Origin of the sequence: Methanobrevibacter boviskoreani JH1, assembly GCF_000320505.1 — an archaeon.
Classification (GTDB): domain Archaea; phylum Methanobacteriota; class Methanobacteria; order Methanobacteriales; family Methanobacteriaceae; genus Methanarmilla; species Methanarmilla boviskoreani.
In genome coordinates, this window is record NZ_BAGX02000013.1 from 24526 (window position 1) to 43858 (window position 19333).

Genomic DNA, 19333 nt, shown 5'->3' on the forward strand with positions numbered 1-19333 from the left:
TATAATTCATTAATAGAAAATGGGGTAAAAATGAGCAAATCATCATCTTCAAAAAAAATTGAAAAGGAGTTTAAGGATTTACGTAAAAACCTTCTGGATTTAACACTTAGAAATCAACTTTTGAACTTTAAGGATCGTAATCAAACTCTAAACATATCTGATCAATCTCCTTCTAATGTTTATAATTTCCTTGTTTTACAGAACAAATCCATGAGGTTTGTATCAACAGGAAAGGCTGAAGATGAAAAGGAATCCCATAGCATTTTTAATATACGTAAACCAAAGTTTACCCATGATGACAATAAATTAGATGTGGATTTAACACCTAATCAGCTTCAAAAAAGACTTTTCTACATTAACAACCAATCTAAAACAATGTTGGAGGAGCAGGGTTATAATATTCTTTATATGGCAATCGGTTTTCTAAAATGGATTGATAGGTCCAAGCCTAAAAAGATTAATCTTGCACCACTTATCCTCATACCTGTTACAATGGAAAGAAAACAAATAGGCAATAACTTTTATCTACATTGGAGTGGTGAGGATATTCAAACAAACATTTCACTCAAAACTAAATTAAGTGAGGATGGAATTGAGATACCTGACTTTGAAGGTGGAAACTATGTTGAGGCTCCAGAAAGGTATATGAAAAAGGTATCTGAAGCTGTAAGCCATATGAAAAAATGGGAAGTTACAGACAAGGTGGCATTAGGATTCTTTTCATTTACCAAGTTTATAATGTATAATGATTTAAATCCTGAAAGCTGGAAAGATGGGGTGGATTTAACTAATCATCCTCTTATACAGGCAATATTTGATCCATCTGTAAACGACCAAGAAGGATTTAATGAGGCAGACATTGACAAGAAAGTAAACTATAGGGATATGTATCAGGTTCTAGATGCAGATTCCTCACAGATTGCTGTAATTGAGGATGTCAAAGCCGGACGTAATTTGGTTGTTGAAGGTCCACCGGGTACTGGTAAATCTCAGACAATTGTCAATCTAATCGCCGAATTAATAGCTGACGGTAAAACAGTTCTTTTTGTAGCAGAAAAAATGGCTGCATTGGAAGTAGTAAAGAATAGATTAAGTTCAGTAGGTTTGGGAAAATATGTCCTGGAATTACATTCCCATAAAACAAGACGTAAAAAATTCCTAAAAGAACTTCAAAAATCAGCTAATGTACGTTCCACCAGGGATTTGAATATTGATAGAACCATTAGAAAACTTGAAACTTTAAAAGTTCAATTAGACGATTATGCAGAGATAATTCATAAACCTTTATATGCTGTTCAATTATCCCCATATGATTTATATGGTAAGAAGGAATATGCCGAGGAGTATTTCTCAAAACAGGGAAAAATATTACCTCTTGTAAGATTTGACCATCCTGAAGATTTAACAATGAAGGATCTTGATGACATTGTTATTTCACTTGAAAATCTTGCAGAGTTACATGGAACCATTAATCAGGAGAATCCATGGAGTTATTGTTCACCAGATAGTTTGCTTCCAAGTGATTTAAGAGAAATTGAACTATTAATCACTGATTCCTCAGCGGCTTTAGACGATTTTAAAATAGAGGCAGAAATAGCTGAGGAAACATATGGAATTAAGGAACCTGTTAATCTTGAAAGCTATAATAAAACAATAGAATCTCTAAACTTCTTGGATGGAGAATATCCTATTGTAGACAAAAACTTACTTCAATCATCAGTATGGAACAGCCCAAAAGAAGGATTGAAATTAATCGAGGATTTGGAAAAATATCAAAAATCAGCAAAAGTTTTAGATAAATTCCACAAAGAAATATTAAATGAGGATATCGATGGTTTAATAAGGGAATTCGAGGAAGCTTCACATAAAAAATTCTCATTCTTTTCAAAATCACCTAAAAAGGATGTTGAAGAGTACTATATCGGTAAAGTTCCAAGGGACTCAACTGTTATAAGTGATTTAAAAGAAATTAATGAATTCAAATCTCAGAAAGCAAGAATCCTTTCAGAAGAGGATTTAGGTCGTGGATACTTCTCAGGTGAATGGAACTTAAATCAAAATCCGGATGAACTTAAAAAGATTTATAGTTGGATGTTTGAATTTAAGCAGTTATGTAATGAAGGCATATTCACCGAAAAGATTTATGACTATATTACAAATGACTTTAAAACAGCAGCTATTAAAGAGTCTTTAAGTGACTTTATAGATAAGGGTGAAAACTTTAAAAAGCAACTCAACAAACTCCAATCAAAACTTAAACCAAACACCAGATTAATATTCCATAAGGATGCGGATAAGGTATCATTTGATGATTGGGTGAAACAGTTTAATAAATGGAAGGGACATTTGTCCTCACTTCATTTATGGAGCCAATATCTAAAATCCAAACAGGATTGTATGGATAGTGAAGCAAAACTATTCATAGACACCATAGAAAAAAGAAACATTCATAGGGATGACGTTAAAGCTTTGGTTTCAGGTAACTTTGCTGACAGTTTACTTAACATTGTATTTGAGGAAAACGAGGAATTAAACTCATTTGTAGGAGAGTTACATGAAAACAAGATAAAAGATTTCAGAGATCTGGATAAAAAAATCTTGGAGTTAAATAGGAAACGTGTTTTCAACAAACTTAACAAGAACGTTCCTAAGATTTATGGAGGAGCAAGTAATGAAGAGGCAAGAATACTTGCAGGGGAATTTACAAGAAAAAGTGGACACTTAACCGTAAGATCATTACTTGAAAAGGCAGGAGGAATTATAAAACAGATAAAACCTGTATTTATGATGAGTCCTTTATCCATTGCCCAGTATTTGGATCCTACAAATCCTAAACTACAGTTTGATGTTGTAATATTCGATGAGGCAAGTCAAGTCAAACCTGAGGATGCTTTAGGTGCATTTATGCGTGCTAAAACAGCAGTTGTTATGGGTGATACACAACAATTACCTCCTACTTCTTTCTTTGACCAGATTATAGGCGGGGAGTCCCATGATGAAGTTGCAGGTGCTTTGGATATGGAAAGTATTCTTCATTTATGTAAACTTTCATTTCCTGTAAAAATGTTAAAATGGCATTATAGAAGTCGTCATGAATCACTAATTAATGTATCCAATAAGGAATTCTATGATAATAATCTACTTGTTTATCCGTCACCTTCACATGATGATCCTGAATTAGGACTTAAATTTAAATACTGTCCCAACACTGTTTATGAACGTGGTGAGGGATCCTATAATCACGGTGAGGCTAAAGAAGTTGTAAAGGCAATCTTTGAACATTTTGAAAAATACGGTGACAGCAAAAGCTTAGGTGTTGGAACATTTTCAGTTGCACAGAGAAATGCTATCCTGGAGGAACTGGAAGTAGAAAGAAATAAACATCCCGAATTGGAACCATTATTCTCTGAAAACCGTGAGGACAGGTTCTTTGTCAAGAACCTTGAAACCATACAAGGAGATGAGAGGGATGTTATCTTTATTAGTGTAGGTTATGGTTTTGACCAGGATAGAAAAATGTCTTTAAACTTTGGTCCATTAAACCAGGACGGTGGAGAAAGACGTTTAAATGTACTTGTAACACGTGCAAAAGAGAAATGTGTTGTATTCTCTAATTTCCGTTCAAGTGACATGCATTTAACTGCCAATCCGCCATTCGGTGTAAGGGCTTTAAGGGAATTCTTAGAATATGCTGAAAATTTAACAATGGGAAATATTCCAAGTAATGATGATACAATCGAACCATTTGAAGAGGCAGTTTATACATTCCTTACAGAAAAAGGTTATAATGTTGACAAACATGTAGGATGTGCAGGTTTTAGAGTAGATTTGGCTATTATTGATGATAACAATCCTGGAAGATATATTTTAGGTATTACCACTGACGGTAAGATGTATGCATCAAGTAAAGTTGCAAGAGATAGGGATAGACTTAGAGAGCAAGTTCTTGATGGTCTAGGCTGGAAAATATACCATTTATGGTCTACCGATTGGTATAGAAATCGTGAAGTATCTAAAGAAAGACTTATCGAAAGAATTGAACAAGCTAAAATAGATACAATAAAAGAGGATGAAAAACGTCTTGAAGAGGAGAGAAAATTCCAGGAGAGAATGGAAGCTGAAAAACAAAGAAGATTAGAAGAGCTACAAAAAGCAGAAGAAGAGGAAAAACGTCTTGAAGAGGAGAAAAATCGTGAAACAACCGATGACTTTAAGGAAGTTTCCAGTGAAGACGATAATAAAGAAGATTCCGTTAAGGCTAATGATAATTCTAAAGAAAACATTGATAAGGAAGAATCAAGATCTATGGAATTAATCAATCAATTCTCAAAGGATAAAAATAAATCAGATGATGATCATATCCCAGTGAAATCTGGAGGCAATGATAAAAAATCTTCTAACGATGATTATATCTCCGTAGATACAAATAATGGCTCCTCTAATAGTGATTATATATCTGTGGAGGATTATAGTCCTAGAGACAATGATGATTATATATCTGAAAGTGAGTTTGATGCTGATAGTGGTCTCGAGGATGTAATCTCTATTGATGATGAAATTATTAATCAAATTAAAAGCGAGGCCGATGAGGAATTACTTAAAAGATCTGGAGCTGATAGTTTTACAAGCTCCTCATTGAATAAAGTTAATGACATTGTGGAAAAATTTTCAAAATCATCTGAGGATAAAGTAAATCAAATCATGGATAAAAGAAAAAACAATGATAAAGATAATATAATCACTTCGTTTATCGGTTCTAGATTATCCTCAGATAACGATAAGGAAGATAACGATTATATAACTGTAGAGGATAATCCATCTAATGGCAATGAAGATAATGGTTATATAACCGTTGAAGATAAGGCTTCAAATGAATATAATAATGATTATATAAATCCAGAAGATAATAATAATGAAGATAATGATTATATAAGTGTTGAGGACAGCTCCTTGGATGAAGAAAGCGATGAGGTTGACTATAATGACAATGATGAGGTTGTAATAACCTCTGATGATGAATATGAATATTTGGAAGTTCCGGCTGATAGGGAACTTAAGGACGATGAGGAGTTTATTGAATTTATTCCAAACGATAAAGACATTAAAAACAAGGATATTAAAGACAAGTTTGACGAATATGTGGGATTTGACTTTGATGATAGTTTGGAAAAAACTAGGGATAATAAAAATTCTAATCAAAAAGACTCAGACAATAATGAAACCACCAATAGAAAGGATGTAGACGATAAGGGAAAAATTCCTAAAGCCCGCTTTAGAAAAAAATTCCATGAAGAGACTAGTAACTCCGATGATGAAGATGAACTTGATCAAGTTATCTCAGATATCATAAAAAGTGAAAATTATGACTCCCAGGAAGCAAGTCCTTTAAACACTTATGGTGAAATCTCAGAAACAAAACCTGCAGTAAATGATAATTCAGATTTAAATATCTTAAACGATGAAAAACTTAACTCCAATAAAGAAGAATCAAATGTTAATTCAAAAAATACTCATGAAAACCATAATAATCAAAAGGAATATCCTGTTGAAGTTGATGAAAGTTCAAATACCTATGATGACTTCTATTCAATATCTGATATCAACAATCCATTAAAGAAAAACAATATTTACTATCAACCTAAAAACACTAAAAGCGAGTCAATACTTGATAAGGCTTCCAAATTCATTAAAGAAATAGAATACATCAATAATTCTTTAAACGAAATAGAAAATCCGACACCTCCAGAAAAGGTACATGTGATTGATAGATTATCCGATACACAATATGATGATGTTGAATCTGAAGACAATCAAGAAAATATATACGATGAATATATCAGTGATTCAAATAATAGATTAAATGAGGAATATATTACAGACACCACAGTTATTGATTCAGATGACTTGGATATTTATGTTAGGGAATTTAACAAAAACTCAAACTATAGAAGCTCCAATGATTTAACTGGAAATACCAATTACACAAATTCCAACAATAAAAATACACATGATAATAAGGAGTCAATCAATTTAGATGATGATACCCTTGAAGAGTTTATAGAAACAGTAGATAAGGATTATCAGAAAGAAGAAAAGGAAAGGAAAAATTCCGAAAACAGTCTTAAATCTTTTGATAACAGAACATTACCGTCAAAAGGAAAAACAATGAAAAGTTACATTAAACCTTACAATACTGTCTCAGATTTAGGATTAAAATCTCCAGAGGACGTTTATGATAAATCCATATCCTACCTTGCAGAAACCATATCCCATATTGCAGATGTTGAAGGTCCTGTTCATAAGAATATAGTTATTAAAAGAATTAAAGATCAATCTGGTATAAAGAGAGCAGGTTCCAAACTTAAATCAGTAGTTAATGACAGTATAAAATATGGTGAGGAAAAAAGCCTATTTACTGTTATTGATGATTTTATCTACTCCAGTAATAACACTGAAATCACAGTAAGAAAAAGAGAAAAACCAAACATTGACTATATATCAAATGACGAGATCGGATCCAATATTAAGTTGGTTCTAATATTTAAAGAACATTTGAAAACCGAGAAATTGACAAAAGCCGTTGCCCGTAATTTTGGATTTAAATCAACATCTAAAAAAACAGCAAAAAGAATTGATAGTGTTATTGATTTAATGCTTGCAAAAGGAATAATTGAAAATGTGGAAGGAGAAATACAATTAAAATAGCCATTCTCCTTAAACTACTTTTTTATAATCCTAGTATACTAGATCATTTTTTAATGGTTTTTTTACTTTTTTTAATAAAAATAATATATAATATTCCTTTTTTTAATAATATTTTAGTATCTCTAATAGCCATATAGTTTAACAAACAATCTATTTTTTAAAATAATTTAAGATTAAGATTTTCAAGTAAATGATTTATTCTTCCAATATAATTTAGTAAACATGATAAATGTTTAAGAGGCATCTATTTTTTTATTACTTGATAGGCATGATATATATGGAGCTTAAGATATATTCCATTCTTTTATATTATTTAATTGGAGTATTATGGATTGAAAAACATGATATTTTTATTATAATCCCATAGGATTAAATTCAATAGATATCTAAAAAAACTAATCTATTTTAGACATGTTTCATGTAGAAATAGAATATTAAAAGGAGTTACAATAATAAGATAAAAGTAGAAAAAATTAATATAAAATAACGCCTAAAAATTGTTTAAAATTTAATTGAAAAATAGTTATAAATGTATAGAAAAATTATAGGAAAAATAAAAGGTTTAATATACTTTTGAAAAAAAACATACGTTTAAGGGGGTGAATATGTATGAATTCCTATAATTTTCCTAGCATGATTTAAGTCTTAAACTTAAATCAATATAATATAACTAAAACCTAGTATTTAAATGTTTTGCAAAAAAGTTTCAAAATATCAAATTAAAATAAAAATTTTTTATAAATATTTATAAAATAATTATTTTTATCTAATATTTTTTACATTTTATATATACTTTGTATAATACTATTTTTAAAGGATATAAAAAGGGGTATATGACTATAAAAACATAGATTAAAGAAAATGGATTAATTAAAAAAAAGTTAAATTAAAAAATTTCAAACAAAAAGATAAAACCAGACAAGAAAATAGAGATTAAACCTTACCGTCATAGATGATTTTTTCTATTTTCCTGTTATCTTTAGAAAATCTTCCAGATTCCATTAGGATATACAGTTCATCACCATATTTTAAAACGGTATCCTCATCAGGAATAATATAATTATCATCCCTTATAATTGAAATAACAAGAATCGTATCAGGAAGTGGAATATCATTTAGTTTCCTATTTTCACATGAACTACTTAATGGAACAGTATAATTTGCAAGTATTGGTTTTGTTGAATCCTCATATTTGTGCTGATTACGTTTTTCAAGAATATTATTTAATAAGGATGTGTAAATTGGATCATTGTTTAATATTGTAGGTATCATATAGGCAATAATGCTTACAATAGCTAACGCCACCAATGTATGGGCTGAGCCTGTAATCTCTGTAACAAGTATTATACCAGTAATTGGTGAACGTATTGTAGATGCAAACATTCCTGCCATAGAAATTATAATAAACTTGTATGCAATTGTAGGGTTAAGTCCAAACAATGGAATAGCTATAGCACTGAATAATGCACCAACATATGCGCCGATAGCAAGTATTGGGAAGAATATGCCTCCAGGTGAACCTGATGATGAGGACAAGATTGTAAGTAAAAATTTACCGATTAATAATAGCAATATTATAGTAATTCCAGGAATTAAATAATTAAGTGAGTTTACCATTGAATATCCCCCCTCCAATATCTGGGGAATGAAAAAACCACATATTCCACAGATAATAAAGGTTGGAACTATCCTGAGTTCTATTGGAACATTATATTTCTCCCATAAATTACCGGCACCAATTAAACCCCTATTAAAAAGGTAACCTGCAAAACCTAACAAGATTCCCAGGAATATAAGTAACCAATAATAATCAAGGGGAATGTTTGGAGAGGCTATTTTAAAAACAGTTGATTGTCCGAAAAATATCTTTGCAATAAAGTCAGCTGTAACTGAAGCAATTAAACCAACAAAGACAACCTTTTTATTAAACGTATGATCAATTTCTTCCAATGTAAAAAGTAAACCTGCAATTGGAGCATTAAAAGTCGCGGCCAAACCTGCACCGGAACCTGCAAGTATAAATAATGTTTCATCTGTGTTTGGTGCTTTTAAAACTTTTGACAAACCTTTGGAAGCCATTGCACCTAATTGTACTGAAGGTCCTTCCCTTCCAAGTGACAGACCACCTAAAGAGGATACAAATCCACCAATGGTTTTGGTAAAAAGTAATTTTAACCAATTAGCATCAATATATCCTTTTACTTCACCGGTTACCTGAGGAACACCACTACCTGCAGTATCCCCTTCAAATTTTATCAGATAACAGATAAAAAGACCCATTAAAATAAGAATTACAAACCACAATACAGTATAAAAAACGTTGGTTTTAACTATAGAAATTACATTAAAAACAATAGATTCTCCGGAATTAATCAAAAATCGGTAAAAAGAAACAATAAGACCTGATACAATACCTATAAGTAAACCTTCAATAATTATGTTCAGATGATATTTAGAATCCTTAGTTAAAACCTCTAAAACTTTAGTAATGTCCCTTTCCATAATCTCCCTTTCTATTACTAGTAAGATTTAAAATCTATTTTATTATTGTCTATTATAGATTAAATAATTTTTTAAATGGATTTAAATTATCACCAAAGATTTAAATTAAAAACAGATATTTTATCACTATTATTTTTCTAAATTCAATAATCCAGTATACCTTAATTTTTAAGTATATCCTTATAAAAGATTAAAAGATATTATGTTTAATCCTTATAAAAATATATGGTTTTTAATAAATGGGTTAAAAATTTAAAAAATATATAAAATATTCAAAAAAATAATTTAAAAAACCACTAATAAATTTTTATATATTAGCAAATACTAAAATAGTAATGTATAAATTTTTATTTACAATTATTTTTAAAATATGGAGAGGATTATTCTGACAAAATATATTATAATTACTGGTGGTGTAGTAAGTTCTATTGGAAAAGGAATTACTTCTGCTTCTATTGGTCGATTACTAAGATCTTATGGACTTAGAGTATCAGCTATTAAAATTGATCCCTACCTCAATTGGGATTCAGGTACATTAAACCCATATCAACATGGTGAGGTATTTGTGACCTATGATGGAATGGAAACTGATTTGGATCTTGGACATTACGAAAGGTTTTTAGATGTGGAACTTCCAGGTATATCAAACATTACAACAGGAAAGGTTTATAGTTCTGTAATCAATAAGGAAAGAAGGGGAGATTATTTGGGAGCATGTGTGCAAATCATCCCTCACATTACAGATGAAATCAAAAGAATGATTAGAAATGCTGCCACATTAAAAAATTTTGATGTTGTCCTTGTGGAACTTGGTGGTACCGTTGGAGATATTGAATCTCAGCCATTTTTAGAGGCTTTAAGACAACTTAGAAATGAAGAGGGCAGTCAAAATGTAATGTTTGTACATGTAACATATGTGCCTTATCTTGAGGCTGCTAAAGAATTTAAAACAAAACCTACACAGCACTCTACTAAAGAACTTAGAAGTACAGGAATTGCACCGGATATGATTGTATGTAGATCTCCTTCACCAATTGATGAAGGCCTACAAGCTAAAATAGCTAACTTCTGTGATGTAGATGAAAATGCCGTAGTAAATACACCTGATGCCAAATCAATATATGAAGTTCCTCTCGTATTGGATAAAAATAATGTTGGAGAATTTATTGTAAATAGAATCCACTTAGATGTAAAACCAGATAGTGCAAAACTTGATGAATGGAGAGGTGTTGTAAAATCCCTTGAAATTCAGGAGCCTGTTGTAAACATTGGTATTGTAGGCAAATATGTTGAACTTGAAGATGCATATATCAGTATCAGAGAATCATTGCAACATGGTGCCGCTAAAGTTGGAGTAAAAATGAATATCACCTATATCAGTGCCGATGTAGAACATCTGGATACTAAAGTTTTAGATGAACTTGACGGTATTTTAATACCTGGTGGTTTCGGTGAACGTGGATTCGAGGGAAAACTTGAGGCAGTTGAATATGCAATAGAAAACGAGGTACCTATCTTTGGTATTTGTTTAGGTATGCAATCTATGGTTACCCAATTTGCAAGACGTAATGGACTTGAAGATGCCAACAGTACAGAATTCGGTAATGACTTCAAACATCCGGTCATTGACTTAATGGAAGAGCAAAAGAAAATCAAAAACATGGGTGGAACTATGCGTTTAGGATCATACGATTGTAAATTAGTTCCTGGAACCAAAACATATGAGGCATATAAAGAATTGGGAGGAATATTTAAGGACACTAATCTAATTGAGGAACGTCATAGACACAGATATGAGTTTAACAATGATTATCGTGAGATTTTACAGGAAAAAGGTCTTGTATTATCTGGAGTATCACCTGATGATTTCTTAGTTGAAATTGTTGAACTTCCTAATCATCCTTGGTTCATCGGCTGTCAATTCCATCCCGAATTTAAATCAAGACCAAATAGGCCACATCCACTATTTACATCCTTTGTAGATGCAGCTTATAACTATTCTAAAAAATGATTTTTAATATTTACAAATATGTAAATATTTTAAATACCTCTTTTTTTTATTAAATCATGATAAATAATTTGGAATAGGTATTGTAAATAAACACCTCTTCTATCCAATGGTTGATTAAATATAACTGATTTTTTTATTAAAACACAGGTTTTAAAAATTAAAATAAAATTTAGATTATACTAATTTTTTTAATTTAAATTAAAAAATTTTCATATGCATTAAATGAACAAGATTTGAATATGAATATTTTTACAATGCCCATAATTATTACTTTAATTTATACCATAATCTCAGCTATTTCTGATTTTGAGTATGGTCGAATCAGCAATAAGATAAGTTTATCCCTAACTGGCTTTGGCCTTTTAATTAACCTTATCTATACCTTATATTTTAAATCCATATTCTTTATCTACACATCAATCGTCTCCCTAATCATAATATTTTCTGTAAGCTACATTCTTTGGACAATGGGCCTATGGGCAGGTGGTGATGTTAAGCTTTTATGTGGAATCAGTTCTGCAATACCTATAAATTATTTGAAAAGTCCAGTATTTTCTCAAAACTATCTTTTCGTTCCTTTTACTTTTGATGTGATAATAAACAGTATTTTAATCTCTTTTTTACCAATAATTTTCTATGTATTATCTATAAAGTTTAGGAACATTAAAAAAGCAAATCTTAAAAATAGAATTAAATATGAGATTCTATTTTTTAATCTTATAAGATCAACTAACAGTTTTTCTACATATATAAAGGAGATTAACCAGTTAAGGGAAGGCATGATACTTGACACAATAATATTTACCAACAAGGATCAGTTTATTGAAATTAAAAATATTATTGAAAACAAGAAAGACAGTAACTTATCATGTAAAATAAAGGATGATAAACTTTATATAAAATGCGAAAGTTCAGCGGGCATAACAGATTACGATATTCAAAGTCTTAGAGAATTATGTAATAAAAAAATAATGGATAAAAGAGTTTTCATTAAAATCTCAGTTCCATTTGGACCTTTCATATGTATCGGATATATCTTAAGTTTAGTTTACGGCAACATCATATTGATTTTTATTTAAATATTAACAGGTGATTAAATGGGTGTTTTAAATGAAGAAAATGGTCAGATGTCCTTTGAATATTTATTGCTTTTTATAATATCCCTGATCTTAATTAACGTTTTCATCCTACCGATGATATCAACATCAATAGATAATATCGATGATTTAAATATGGCATATAACACAAAATCACAAATGGAAGAACTGGTAACGGGTATTAATCAGGTTTATGCATCAGGTTCAGGTTCAAAACGTACAGTATATCTCAACATGAAAAAGGATTCTCAAATTGATATTAATAATGGTATATTGACTGGCGATGTCCTACTATCCGATAACAGCTATAAAAAGGTTGAAGTGAGATCCAATGACTTAAGTTTAAATAATAGGATTATCCTAAATAAGGGACTTAATAGGGTAATTATAGAATGGAAAGATAATAGTTCACAAATAGAAATAGATAAAATATAAAAAAATTTACTATAATCTTAAAAGCCATATAATTAAATCCTCTAATTCACATAAAAGTATATAGATTATTAAAATTAAATCTATAATTATATTAATTTTGAGCGTGAATTATATGGAATTAATTTCAACTTCAATATATGTTATATTATTTATATTTTTATTAGTATTCATATTTTCAATGGCAATATTAAGTCCATATCTTGAAAAGAAAGATATTGGTGGGGTCTTATTAATTGCATTTATAATTGGAGCTGTTGGTGGTTTATTCTTTATAAGTCCTATATATGAAGATTTTCCAGAGTTTATTAGTGAAGTAGATGCTATCATTACTGGTCAGGACCAATACATTAATATTGATATTAGCTCTCAGTATGGATTAAATACTAGTGAAATTATTAATAAAACCAGGTCTACTCAAGGGGTAGATAAGGTTGTTCCAACTAAGGTAAGTTTGGTTACAGGAAATTTCTCTTCGAGCTATGTTCAATACATGACAACCAGTATTGAAGACAATATAAATCAATCATCAAACATTGAGAATGTGACTATTGACAGTGAGAACGGTATTATTAATGCTACCGTTAAAAATTCATCCGATCCTCAATTAGTTGTTGATGATATTAGAGAGCTTTTAATTGAATCATATGATATAACTCCAAGTTCCACTGTTATAAGACTTCAAGCTGGTGTAAGTCCCCTTGATATTGATACTGTAACCGAGGATTTAAGAAACCAAAGTGTTCCTGTAAATACTGTTGAAGGTTCTATTGCAAATAACACTAAGAAAGCCGAAAGCCAACAATTACCGATTTGGATGGTAAGTGTAATATGTGGTTTAATAGGTATTGCCACCGCTTTACTAGGTATATTTGCAGATACTATCTACAATAACTGGAAAAGAATGGGAACTAAAAGAAATAAAAGAAGAATTAACAGAAACTTCTCAAAGACAAATAAAACTAAAACCAAAAAAGAAGAAGAGAAGGAAACTGTATTTGAGGAAGGTACACACAGTGTAGAACCAAACCCTCAAAAGGATATAGTAATCGATAAAAAAGAAAAAAAATCATTAATCTTTAAAAATAGCGACAAGGATTTTGATGAATTAAACAAAAAATCTAAAAATAAGGAAAGTAAAGAGAGAACATTAGATGACTTTAAAGAGGAATAAATGAAATAAATAGAAATCTTCTATTTATTTTTTAAACTTTTTTTTAAATTAAATGTGATAATATGAAATCAGCGGTACTTTTTTCAGGTGGTAAAGATAGCACAATGGCATTATACAATTCAATAAAGAATGGCGATGATGTTAAATATTTACTTTCTATGGTAAGTAAGAATTCATCCTCTTATATGTTCCATGTACCCAACATCAATTTAACTGATTTAATATCTAAAGCCGTCAATATACCTTTAATAAAAGCAGAAACGGATGGTATTAAAGAAGACGAACTTAAAGATCTTAAGATTCAATTTGAAATATTAAAAGATCAAGGCGTTGAGGTCATATACACAGGTGCGTTATATTCAACTTATCAAAAATCACGTATTGAAAAATTAGGTGAGGATGTAGGTCTTAAGATAATATCCCCTTACTGGCATGTAAATCAGGAAGAGTATATGCATGAAGTTGTAGACGCAGGTTTTGATGTTATAATCTGTGGCGTATTTGCTTACGGATTAGGTAAGGAATATTTGGGAAGGCATATTGATAACCAATGTATTGAAGATTTAAAAAAGGTCAATGATAAAGTTCCGATTAATCTCGCATTTGAAGGTGGGGAGGCCGAGACATTTGTACTTGATGGACCTATATTTAAAAAAAGAATTAAAATTTTAGATGCTGATGTAGATTGGCATGTTGATAATGGAACTTACATTATTAAAGATGCAATACTTGAAGATAAGGATTAATTATATTGATAGTTTAAGGATATAACTAATTTATTTAAACATGTCTTTAATCTATTTAATGGAATTTTATTATTATTTTTTTAATTTACTATAATTTAATAAACATTATTTTTTAAATTGTAATCTCATTTTTTTTATCATTACCATTTTTAAATTTAATATTGATGGTTTTATAAAATTATTTTATAAGAATATCAATTTTCCTTGTAAATGAATAAGATTTTAAAGATATTTTATCTACTTGATTTATATATAAAAATTTCAGATCAGATATGTTTTTTATAAATAAATTGACTGTTTTTAGAAAATAATAAAATAGGTATATGTGTGTTTAAAAAAACCCAATTTTTAACTTAAATTTAAAATTAGAATTAAAAATATTTATTATAGCTTTTAAAATATATTATATGGCTTTAAAAATTAAAAAACTTATAACCTAATTTTTTAATTTAAAGTCTATTTATAAAAATCGTTTATTAAATCTAAAATAAGAAAAAGTGTCAATTTACTAATTTTAATAAAGTATTGTCTAATACTAAATAAATAATGAGTTTGGTGGTGGTTGGGTGGTTAAACTAATTATTTACATTTTAGCATTAGACTAATATTTATCTTAAAAACACATTATTTAAATCTTTCGATATTATTAGTATATATACAAACTATCAAGTTTAAAATATGAATAAATTTTAATAATTGTTTAAAAAAATAAATATAATTATAGTTTTTAAAAGAATATAATAATTTTGTATAAAAAATAAATTATTAAGGATTAAAAATCATATAATAATTTAAAAAAAAGTTTAAAAAATTTATAGAAAACTAACCGAATAATTATTCTAATTTTAAAAATATCCAAAAAAAAATAAAATTAAAAAGATTAAGATAAAAATAGGTTTAGATATCTATTTACCTCTTTTTTGTAGGAGTCTAGATCATCCTCATTAATAATTAAATAATCTGATGTGGATATCACATCACCTATGCCAAAACTTAACTCATCCAAATCTCTTTTTTTAAAATCTTCAAAGTTTTGAGAGTCATCTACACGATTTCTAAGTTTTAATCTATTAAACCTAGTTTTAGGTGAAGAAAAGACAGACAATATCTTAAAATCTTCAAAGTTATTTTTAAATAACTCCACCTCATAGGGACTTCTAATACCCTCAACAACTATAAGATTTGAATTAACGTTCTCGTTTAATAATCCTTTAATCTTATTAATTGTCAAGTTGGCTACAACATATTTGCCAAACTCCTCTCTCAATTTAATAGCTGTAACCCTTGAATCCTCATTTCTTTTTTTAGCCTCTTCCCTTACACAGTCCCCCATATTAACCACAATAGCACCTTTGTCTATTGCAAACTTGGAGATATAACTTTTTCCAGATCCTGGAAGTCCTGAAATTCCAATAACATTCATAATAACACTTATATTTTAATTTATTTTATAAAAAAATTCCTCTAAAAAATTATAAAAATTTATTAAAAAATAAAAGTTTTTATTCCTTAATCTTAAATGAATCCAAAGAATCCTTAAGATTCTCCCCATTATTAAAATCATTTACTATTTTTAATAGAAAGTCTTCATCTTTGTTTTTATATTCACTGGCAAGACGTGTCATTTCAGGTATTGCACGGACTACATTATCTACAATTGAAATATCAGACATTTTAGAAGTTCTTGATAAAGGATTTAAATCAATACAAATTATTTTCTTTCCAGCCTCTTTTAACAATTCTGCTCTATCACCGTCTTCAAGTGGAACTAAAATAACATCTGCAATATATATTCCTTGACGACTTGCAGTTGCCCTTGGGTTGGTTATTTTATCAAAATAATATAAATCATCATAATTTGTACCTAAAATATCCTCATATCCATGATCTTTAAATAGTTTTGTAATCTTGTCCACACGTTCTTCAGTTCTATAAAATAGATTGATTTCAATTCTACTATCTGTTGATTTGGCAAGTTCTATTACTTCATCAATAGCCAAAGCAGTAGTATTACCATTAACAGATAAAACAGGATGTTCAGCAAGTAATAATGATGCAACTGCAGCTTTCATAGCTTCCTCTGCAGCAGGTACAGTTTTTTCACCCAATAAATAATCGAAGGTTTCGCCTCTACCATGTGCAATCATTCCAGAATCAGCTAAATATCCATCTAAAAATGCATTTTTCACTTTATCTCTTAATAATAATGATTCGTATCTCGGATGATTTTTAGGTATCATAATAATATATCTAATTATAAAACTTATATAATTTGTTATTATTTATCATTATAAATTATATTTTAAATCAATCTTCATATATTAAATAATTACTTTAAAAGTAATAGATTATGTAAAATTTAAAATTAATTTATAAATTAGTTTCAATATGTAAATAGTTTTTTTAGAATATAATTTTTAAATATAAATTAAAATAAGTTCTTTTAAAAAAAAGTAAAATTATGTATTAAAACATAATTAATTTTTAAATATAAATTAAAATAAGTTCTTTTAAAAAAAAGTAAAATTATGTATTAAAACATAATTTTTTTATAAAAGTTTAATGTTTCTTAAATGGAATAATTCCAAGACATAAAATGCTTAGTAATAAAATTACTAACGGATTACCTGTTTTAGGAGTAGTTTCAATATTTACACTATTAGTTTTATTATGATTATTATTTTCTGGTTTTGCAGGCGTATTGTTAGTTTCATTATCTGTTTTATTTGTATTGTTCTCAGGTATAGTACTATTTATAACCTCAGTAGAATTATTGGTAGTTATATTTCCAGTTTCATTTGATCCTGCAATTATATAATTTGTAAAGTTACCAGGCTTTGTGGTGTTGAAGTAAACGATAAATTCTGCAGACTCATTTGGTGCTAAACCATGATTATAAGACCATCTATAACTGCCAGAATAGGTCCAATCATCATTACCACTCCAGGAGTCGTAGACCAAACCATCATCCCAACTATCCTCAACAACAAAAACATCATGCAAGGTATAATTACAATCATTAGTAACGCGGATAATAAAAGAAGTCCTATTACCCAGACCAACAACAGGAGTAACAGTAATCTTCTCAACTTTCATATGAGTATCGATATCATCTAAATAATCAACTTTAAACATAATGTCATTTTGGTAACTAGTTGGAGTTAGAAATGTTTTAAAGTTAAATACCATATAAGAACCGTTATCTAATAGCTTAACCGCATTTTTACTTGGTACTCTAAATCCACTATCATATAAGTCAATCACTTTTTTAATAGGAGGGTAGTATTGTGCATAAATGGTGAAATTAGTAGTGGTAAATACATAAAGATATTGCTGAGGAATATAACCACCTAAAGAAGGGGTGGCATTTTCATTATTGTAATAATACCAAACGAATATTTTAAGATATTCTGAAACATCTTCTCCAGTTAATGAATTTGTAAGATGGCTTAAATCATCTGTAGCAAAACCACTACCACCAGTAAAAGATGCAGGTTCAATACAATATCCATAATAACCGTTACTAAATCTAATCAAACCAGAATAATTAGCAAAAGTTACTTCAGTTAAATTAAGATTTAATACATTTCCATCAATTTTAGAATTTTTAATCGCATTATTTGTTATTGTAACTATTGAAGTATTATTTTCCCCATAATTATCAGTGAAATTAGAATTGATTACAGTAGCATTTGTAGCGAATATTGCACCACCATACTTATCTGCACCGTTTCCGATAAAATTACTATTATTTACATTTATTACACTTCCACTAATTGCACCACCACTTTTATGAGCAGTGTTATTAACAAAAGTACAATTATTAATATTTCCAACACCATTTACTAATATGGCACCACCACGATAACCGGCAACATTATTTTCAAAATAGGAATTAGAAACATTTAATTCATTAGTTGAAAAGATTCCAGAACCTAAATAATTTGTATTGGCATTTCCAGTATTATTAATAAATCTGGAATTGTTTACAGAAACATATGATCCACGTATAGATGCACCACATTTTCCTGCCATATTACTAATAAAATCAGAGTCATCTACAGTTACATTTTCTCCCACAAGTGCTCCTGAACCATATTGATTAGTATTGTTCCTAAAAAGACATCTGGTAGCATTAACTTGTTTTCCATATACTGTGTAATCACCTGCAATATTGGAAATGAAATTGCTTTTATATAATTCCACACTTTTTTTACTGACTATTGCTCCACCTTCACCATTAGGACTATAATCATTTAAATCATTATAAGTGAAATTAGAATTATATACCTTAATATCATTTATAGAATACACTGCAGCACCTTGGTGTATAAAATTGTTTTTCTCCAATTTATTTTCATTAAAATTTGAATTATTAATAATAATCAATGCAGATCTTGAATATATGGCTCCACCATACATTTTTGCAGTATTATTTAAAAAATTACAATTAGATACAACTAATTTATCTCCAGTAGAATGTATAGCTCCCCCAATATTAGATCCTCCAATTCCTGATGAATTACCATTCATTAAAGTTAAATTATTAATTGTAACTTCTGCATTTGTAATATTGAATATAAATGATTTCCCATCACCATCTATGATGTGATTGTTACCGTTAATAGTTAGATTTTTGGTAATTTTTATTCCATTTTTAGAATCA

The 19333-nt window shown here is 29.1% G+C and carries 10 protein-coding genes; 6 read left to right on the forward strand and 4 right to left on the reverse strand.

Annotated features, from left to right (window positions below; all coding sequences use genetic code 11):
* Positions 1–30 precede the first annotated feature (30 nt).
* Positions 31–6705 carry a DUF3320 domain-containing protein gene (locus ON24_RS02840; protein ID WP_040681892.1) on the forward strand — a complete coding sequence of 2225 codons (6675 nt, stop codon included), beginning with the start codon at positions 31–33 and terminating at the stop codon, positions 6703–6705.
* A 933-nt stretch (positions 6706–7638) separates the two neighbouring features.
* Here ON24_RS02840 and ON24_RS02845 read toward each other — a convergent pair.
* The gene (locus ON24_RS02845) at positions 7639–9207 is read right to left on the reverse strand and encodes a ClC family H(+)/Cl(-) exchange transporter (RefSeq protein ID WP_040681893.1); all 1569 of its coding nucleotides are present in this window, start codon (positions 9205–9207) and stop codon (positions 7639–7641) included.
* 370 nt (positions 9208–9577) lie between these two features.
* Here ON24_RS02845 and pyrG point away from each other — a divergent pair, with 370 nt between their 5' ends.
* The 5 genes from pyrG (at position 9578) to ON24_RS02870 (ending at position 14667) form a co-directional block, all read left to right on the forward strand.
* Entirely contained in the window at positions 9578–11218 is a 1641-nt protein-coding gene (gene pyrG, locus ON24_RS02850; protein ID WP_040681894.1) for a glutamine hydrolyzing CTP synthase, read from the forward strand.
* 239 nt (positions 11219–11457) lie between these two features.
* The gene (locus ON24_RS02855; protein WP_076621398.1) at positions 11458–12297 is read left to right on the forward strand and encodes an A24 family peptidase; all 840 of its coding nucleotides are present in this window, start codon (positions 11458–11460) and stop codon (positions 12295–12297) included.
* Between the two features lie 18 nt (positions 12298–12315).
* Positions 12316–12750 carry a hypothetical protein gene (locus tag ON24_RS08930; protein ID WP_050553537.1) on the forward strand — a complete coding sequence of 145 codons (435 nt, stop codon included), beginning with the start codon at positions 12316–12318 and terminating at the stop codon, positions 12748–12750.
* A gap of 112 nt (positions 12751–12862) precedes the next feature.
* A complete protein-coding gene (locus ON24_RS02865; RefSeq protein WP_040681896.1) occupies positions 12863–13921 on the forward strand; it encodes a hypothetical protein in 1059 nt (352 codons plus the stop codon).
* A gap of 62 nt (positions 13922–13983) precedes the next feature.
* Entirely contained in the window at positions 13984–14667 is a 684-nt protein-coding gene (locus ON24_RS02870) for a diphthine--ammonia ligase (RefSeq protein ID WP_040681897.1), read from the forward strand.
* 880 nt (positions 14668–15547) lie between these two features.
* Here the strand turns inward: ON24_RS02870 and ON24_RS02875 are convergent.
* From ON24_RS02875 to ON24_RS02885, 3 genes are all read right to left on the reverse strand, one after another.
* Positions 15548–16090 carry an AAA family ATPase gene (locus tag ON24_RS02875; RefSeq protein WP_016358411.1) on the reverse strand — a complete coding sequence of 181 codons (543 nt, stop codon included), beginning with the start codon at positions 16088–16090 and terminating at the stop codon, positions 15548–15550.
* Positions 16091–16169: 79 nt separating this feature from the next.
* Entirely contained in the window at positions 16170–16907 is a 738-nt protein-coding gene (locus ON24_RS02880) for a 4-phosphopantoate--beta-alanine ligase (RefSeq protein WP_040681898.1), read from the reverse strand.
* A gap of 319 nt (positions 16908–17226) precedes the next feature.
* Entirely contained in the window at positions 17227–19200 is a 1974-nt protein-coding gene (locus ON24_RS02885) for a hypothetical protein (RefSeq protein ID WP_040681899.1), read from the reverse strand.
* Positions 19201–19333 lie beyond the last annotated feature (133 nt).

What these genes read in the sequence shown, in the direction of transcription:
- ON24_RS02840 (WP_040681892.1), top strand. Translation starts at nt 31, where the DNA reads ATGAGCAAATCATCATCTTCAAAAAAAATTGAAAAGGAGTTTAAGGAT.
- ON24_RS02845 (WP_040681893.1), bottom strand. Translation starts at nt 9,207, where the DNA reads ATGGAAAGGGACATTACTAAAGTTTTAGAGGTTTTAACTAAGGATTCT.
- pyrG (WP_040681894.1), top strand. Translation starts at nt 9,578, where the DNA reads ATGGAGAGGATTATTCTGACAAAATATATTATAATTACTGGTGGTGTA.
- ON24_RS02855 (WP_076621398.1), top strand. Translation starts at nt 11,458, where the DNA reads ATGAATATTTTTACAATGCCCATAATTATTACTTTAATTTATACCATA.
- ON24_RS08930 (WP_050553537.1), top strand. Translation starts at nt 12,316, where the DNA reads ATGGGTGTTTTAAATGAAGAAAATGGTCAGATGTCCTTTGAATATTTA.
- ON24_RS02865 (WP_040681896.1), top strand. Translation starts at nt 12,863, where the DNA reads ATGGAATTAATTTCAACTTCAATATATGTTATATTATTTATATTTTTA.
- ON24_RS02870 (WP_040681897.1), top strand. Translation starts at nt 13,984, where the DNA reads ATGAAATCAGCGGTACTTTTTTCAGGTGGTAAAGATAGCACAATGGCA.
- ON24_RS02875 (WP_016358411.1), bottom strand. Translation starts at nt 16,090, where the DNA reads ATGAATGTTATTGGAATTTCAGGACTTCCAGGATCTGGAAAAAGTTAT.
- ON24_RS02880 (WP_040681898.1), bottom strand. Translation starts at nt 16,907, where the DNA reads ATGATACCTAAAAATCATCCGAGATACGAATCATTATTATTAAGAGAT.
- ON24_RS02885 (WP_040681899.1), bottom strand. Translation starts at nt 19,200, where the DNA reads ATGAATGGTAATTCATCAGGAATTGGAGGATCTAATATTGGGGGAGCT.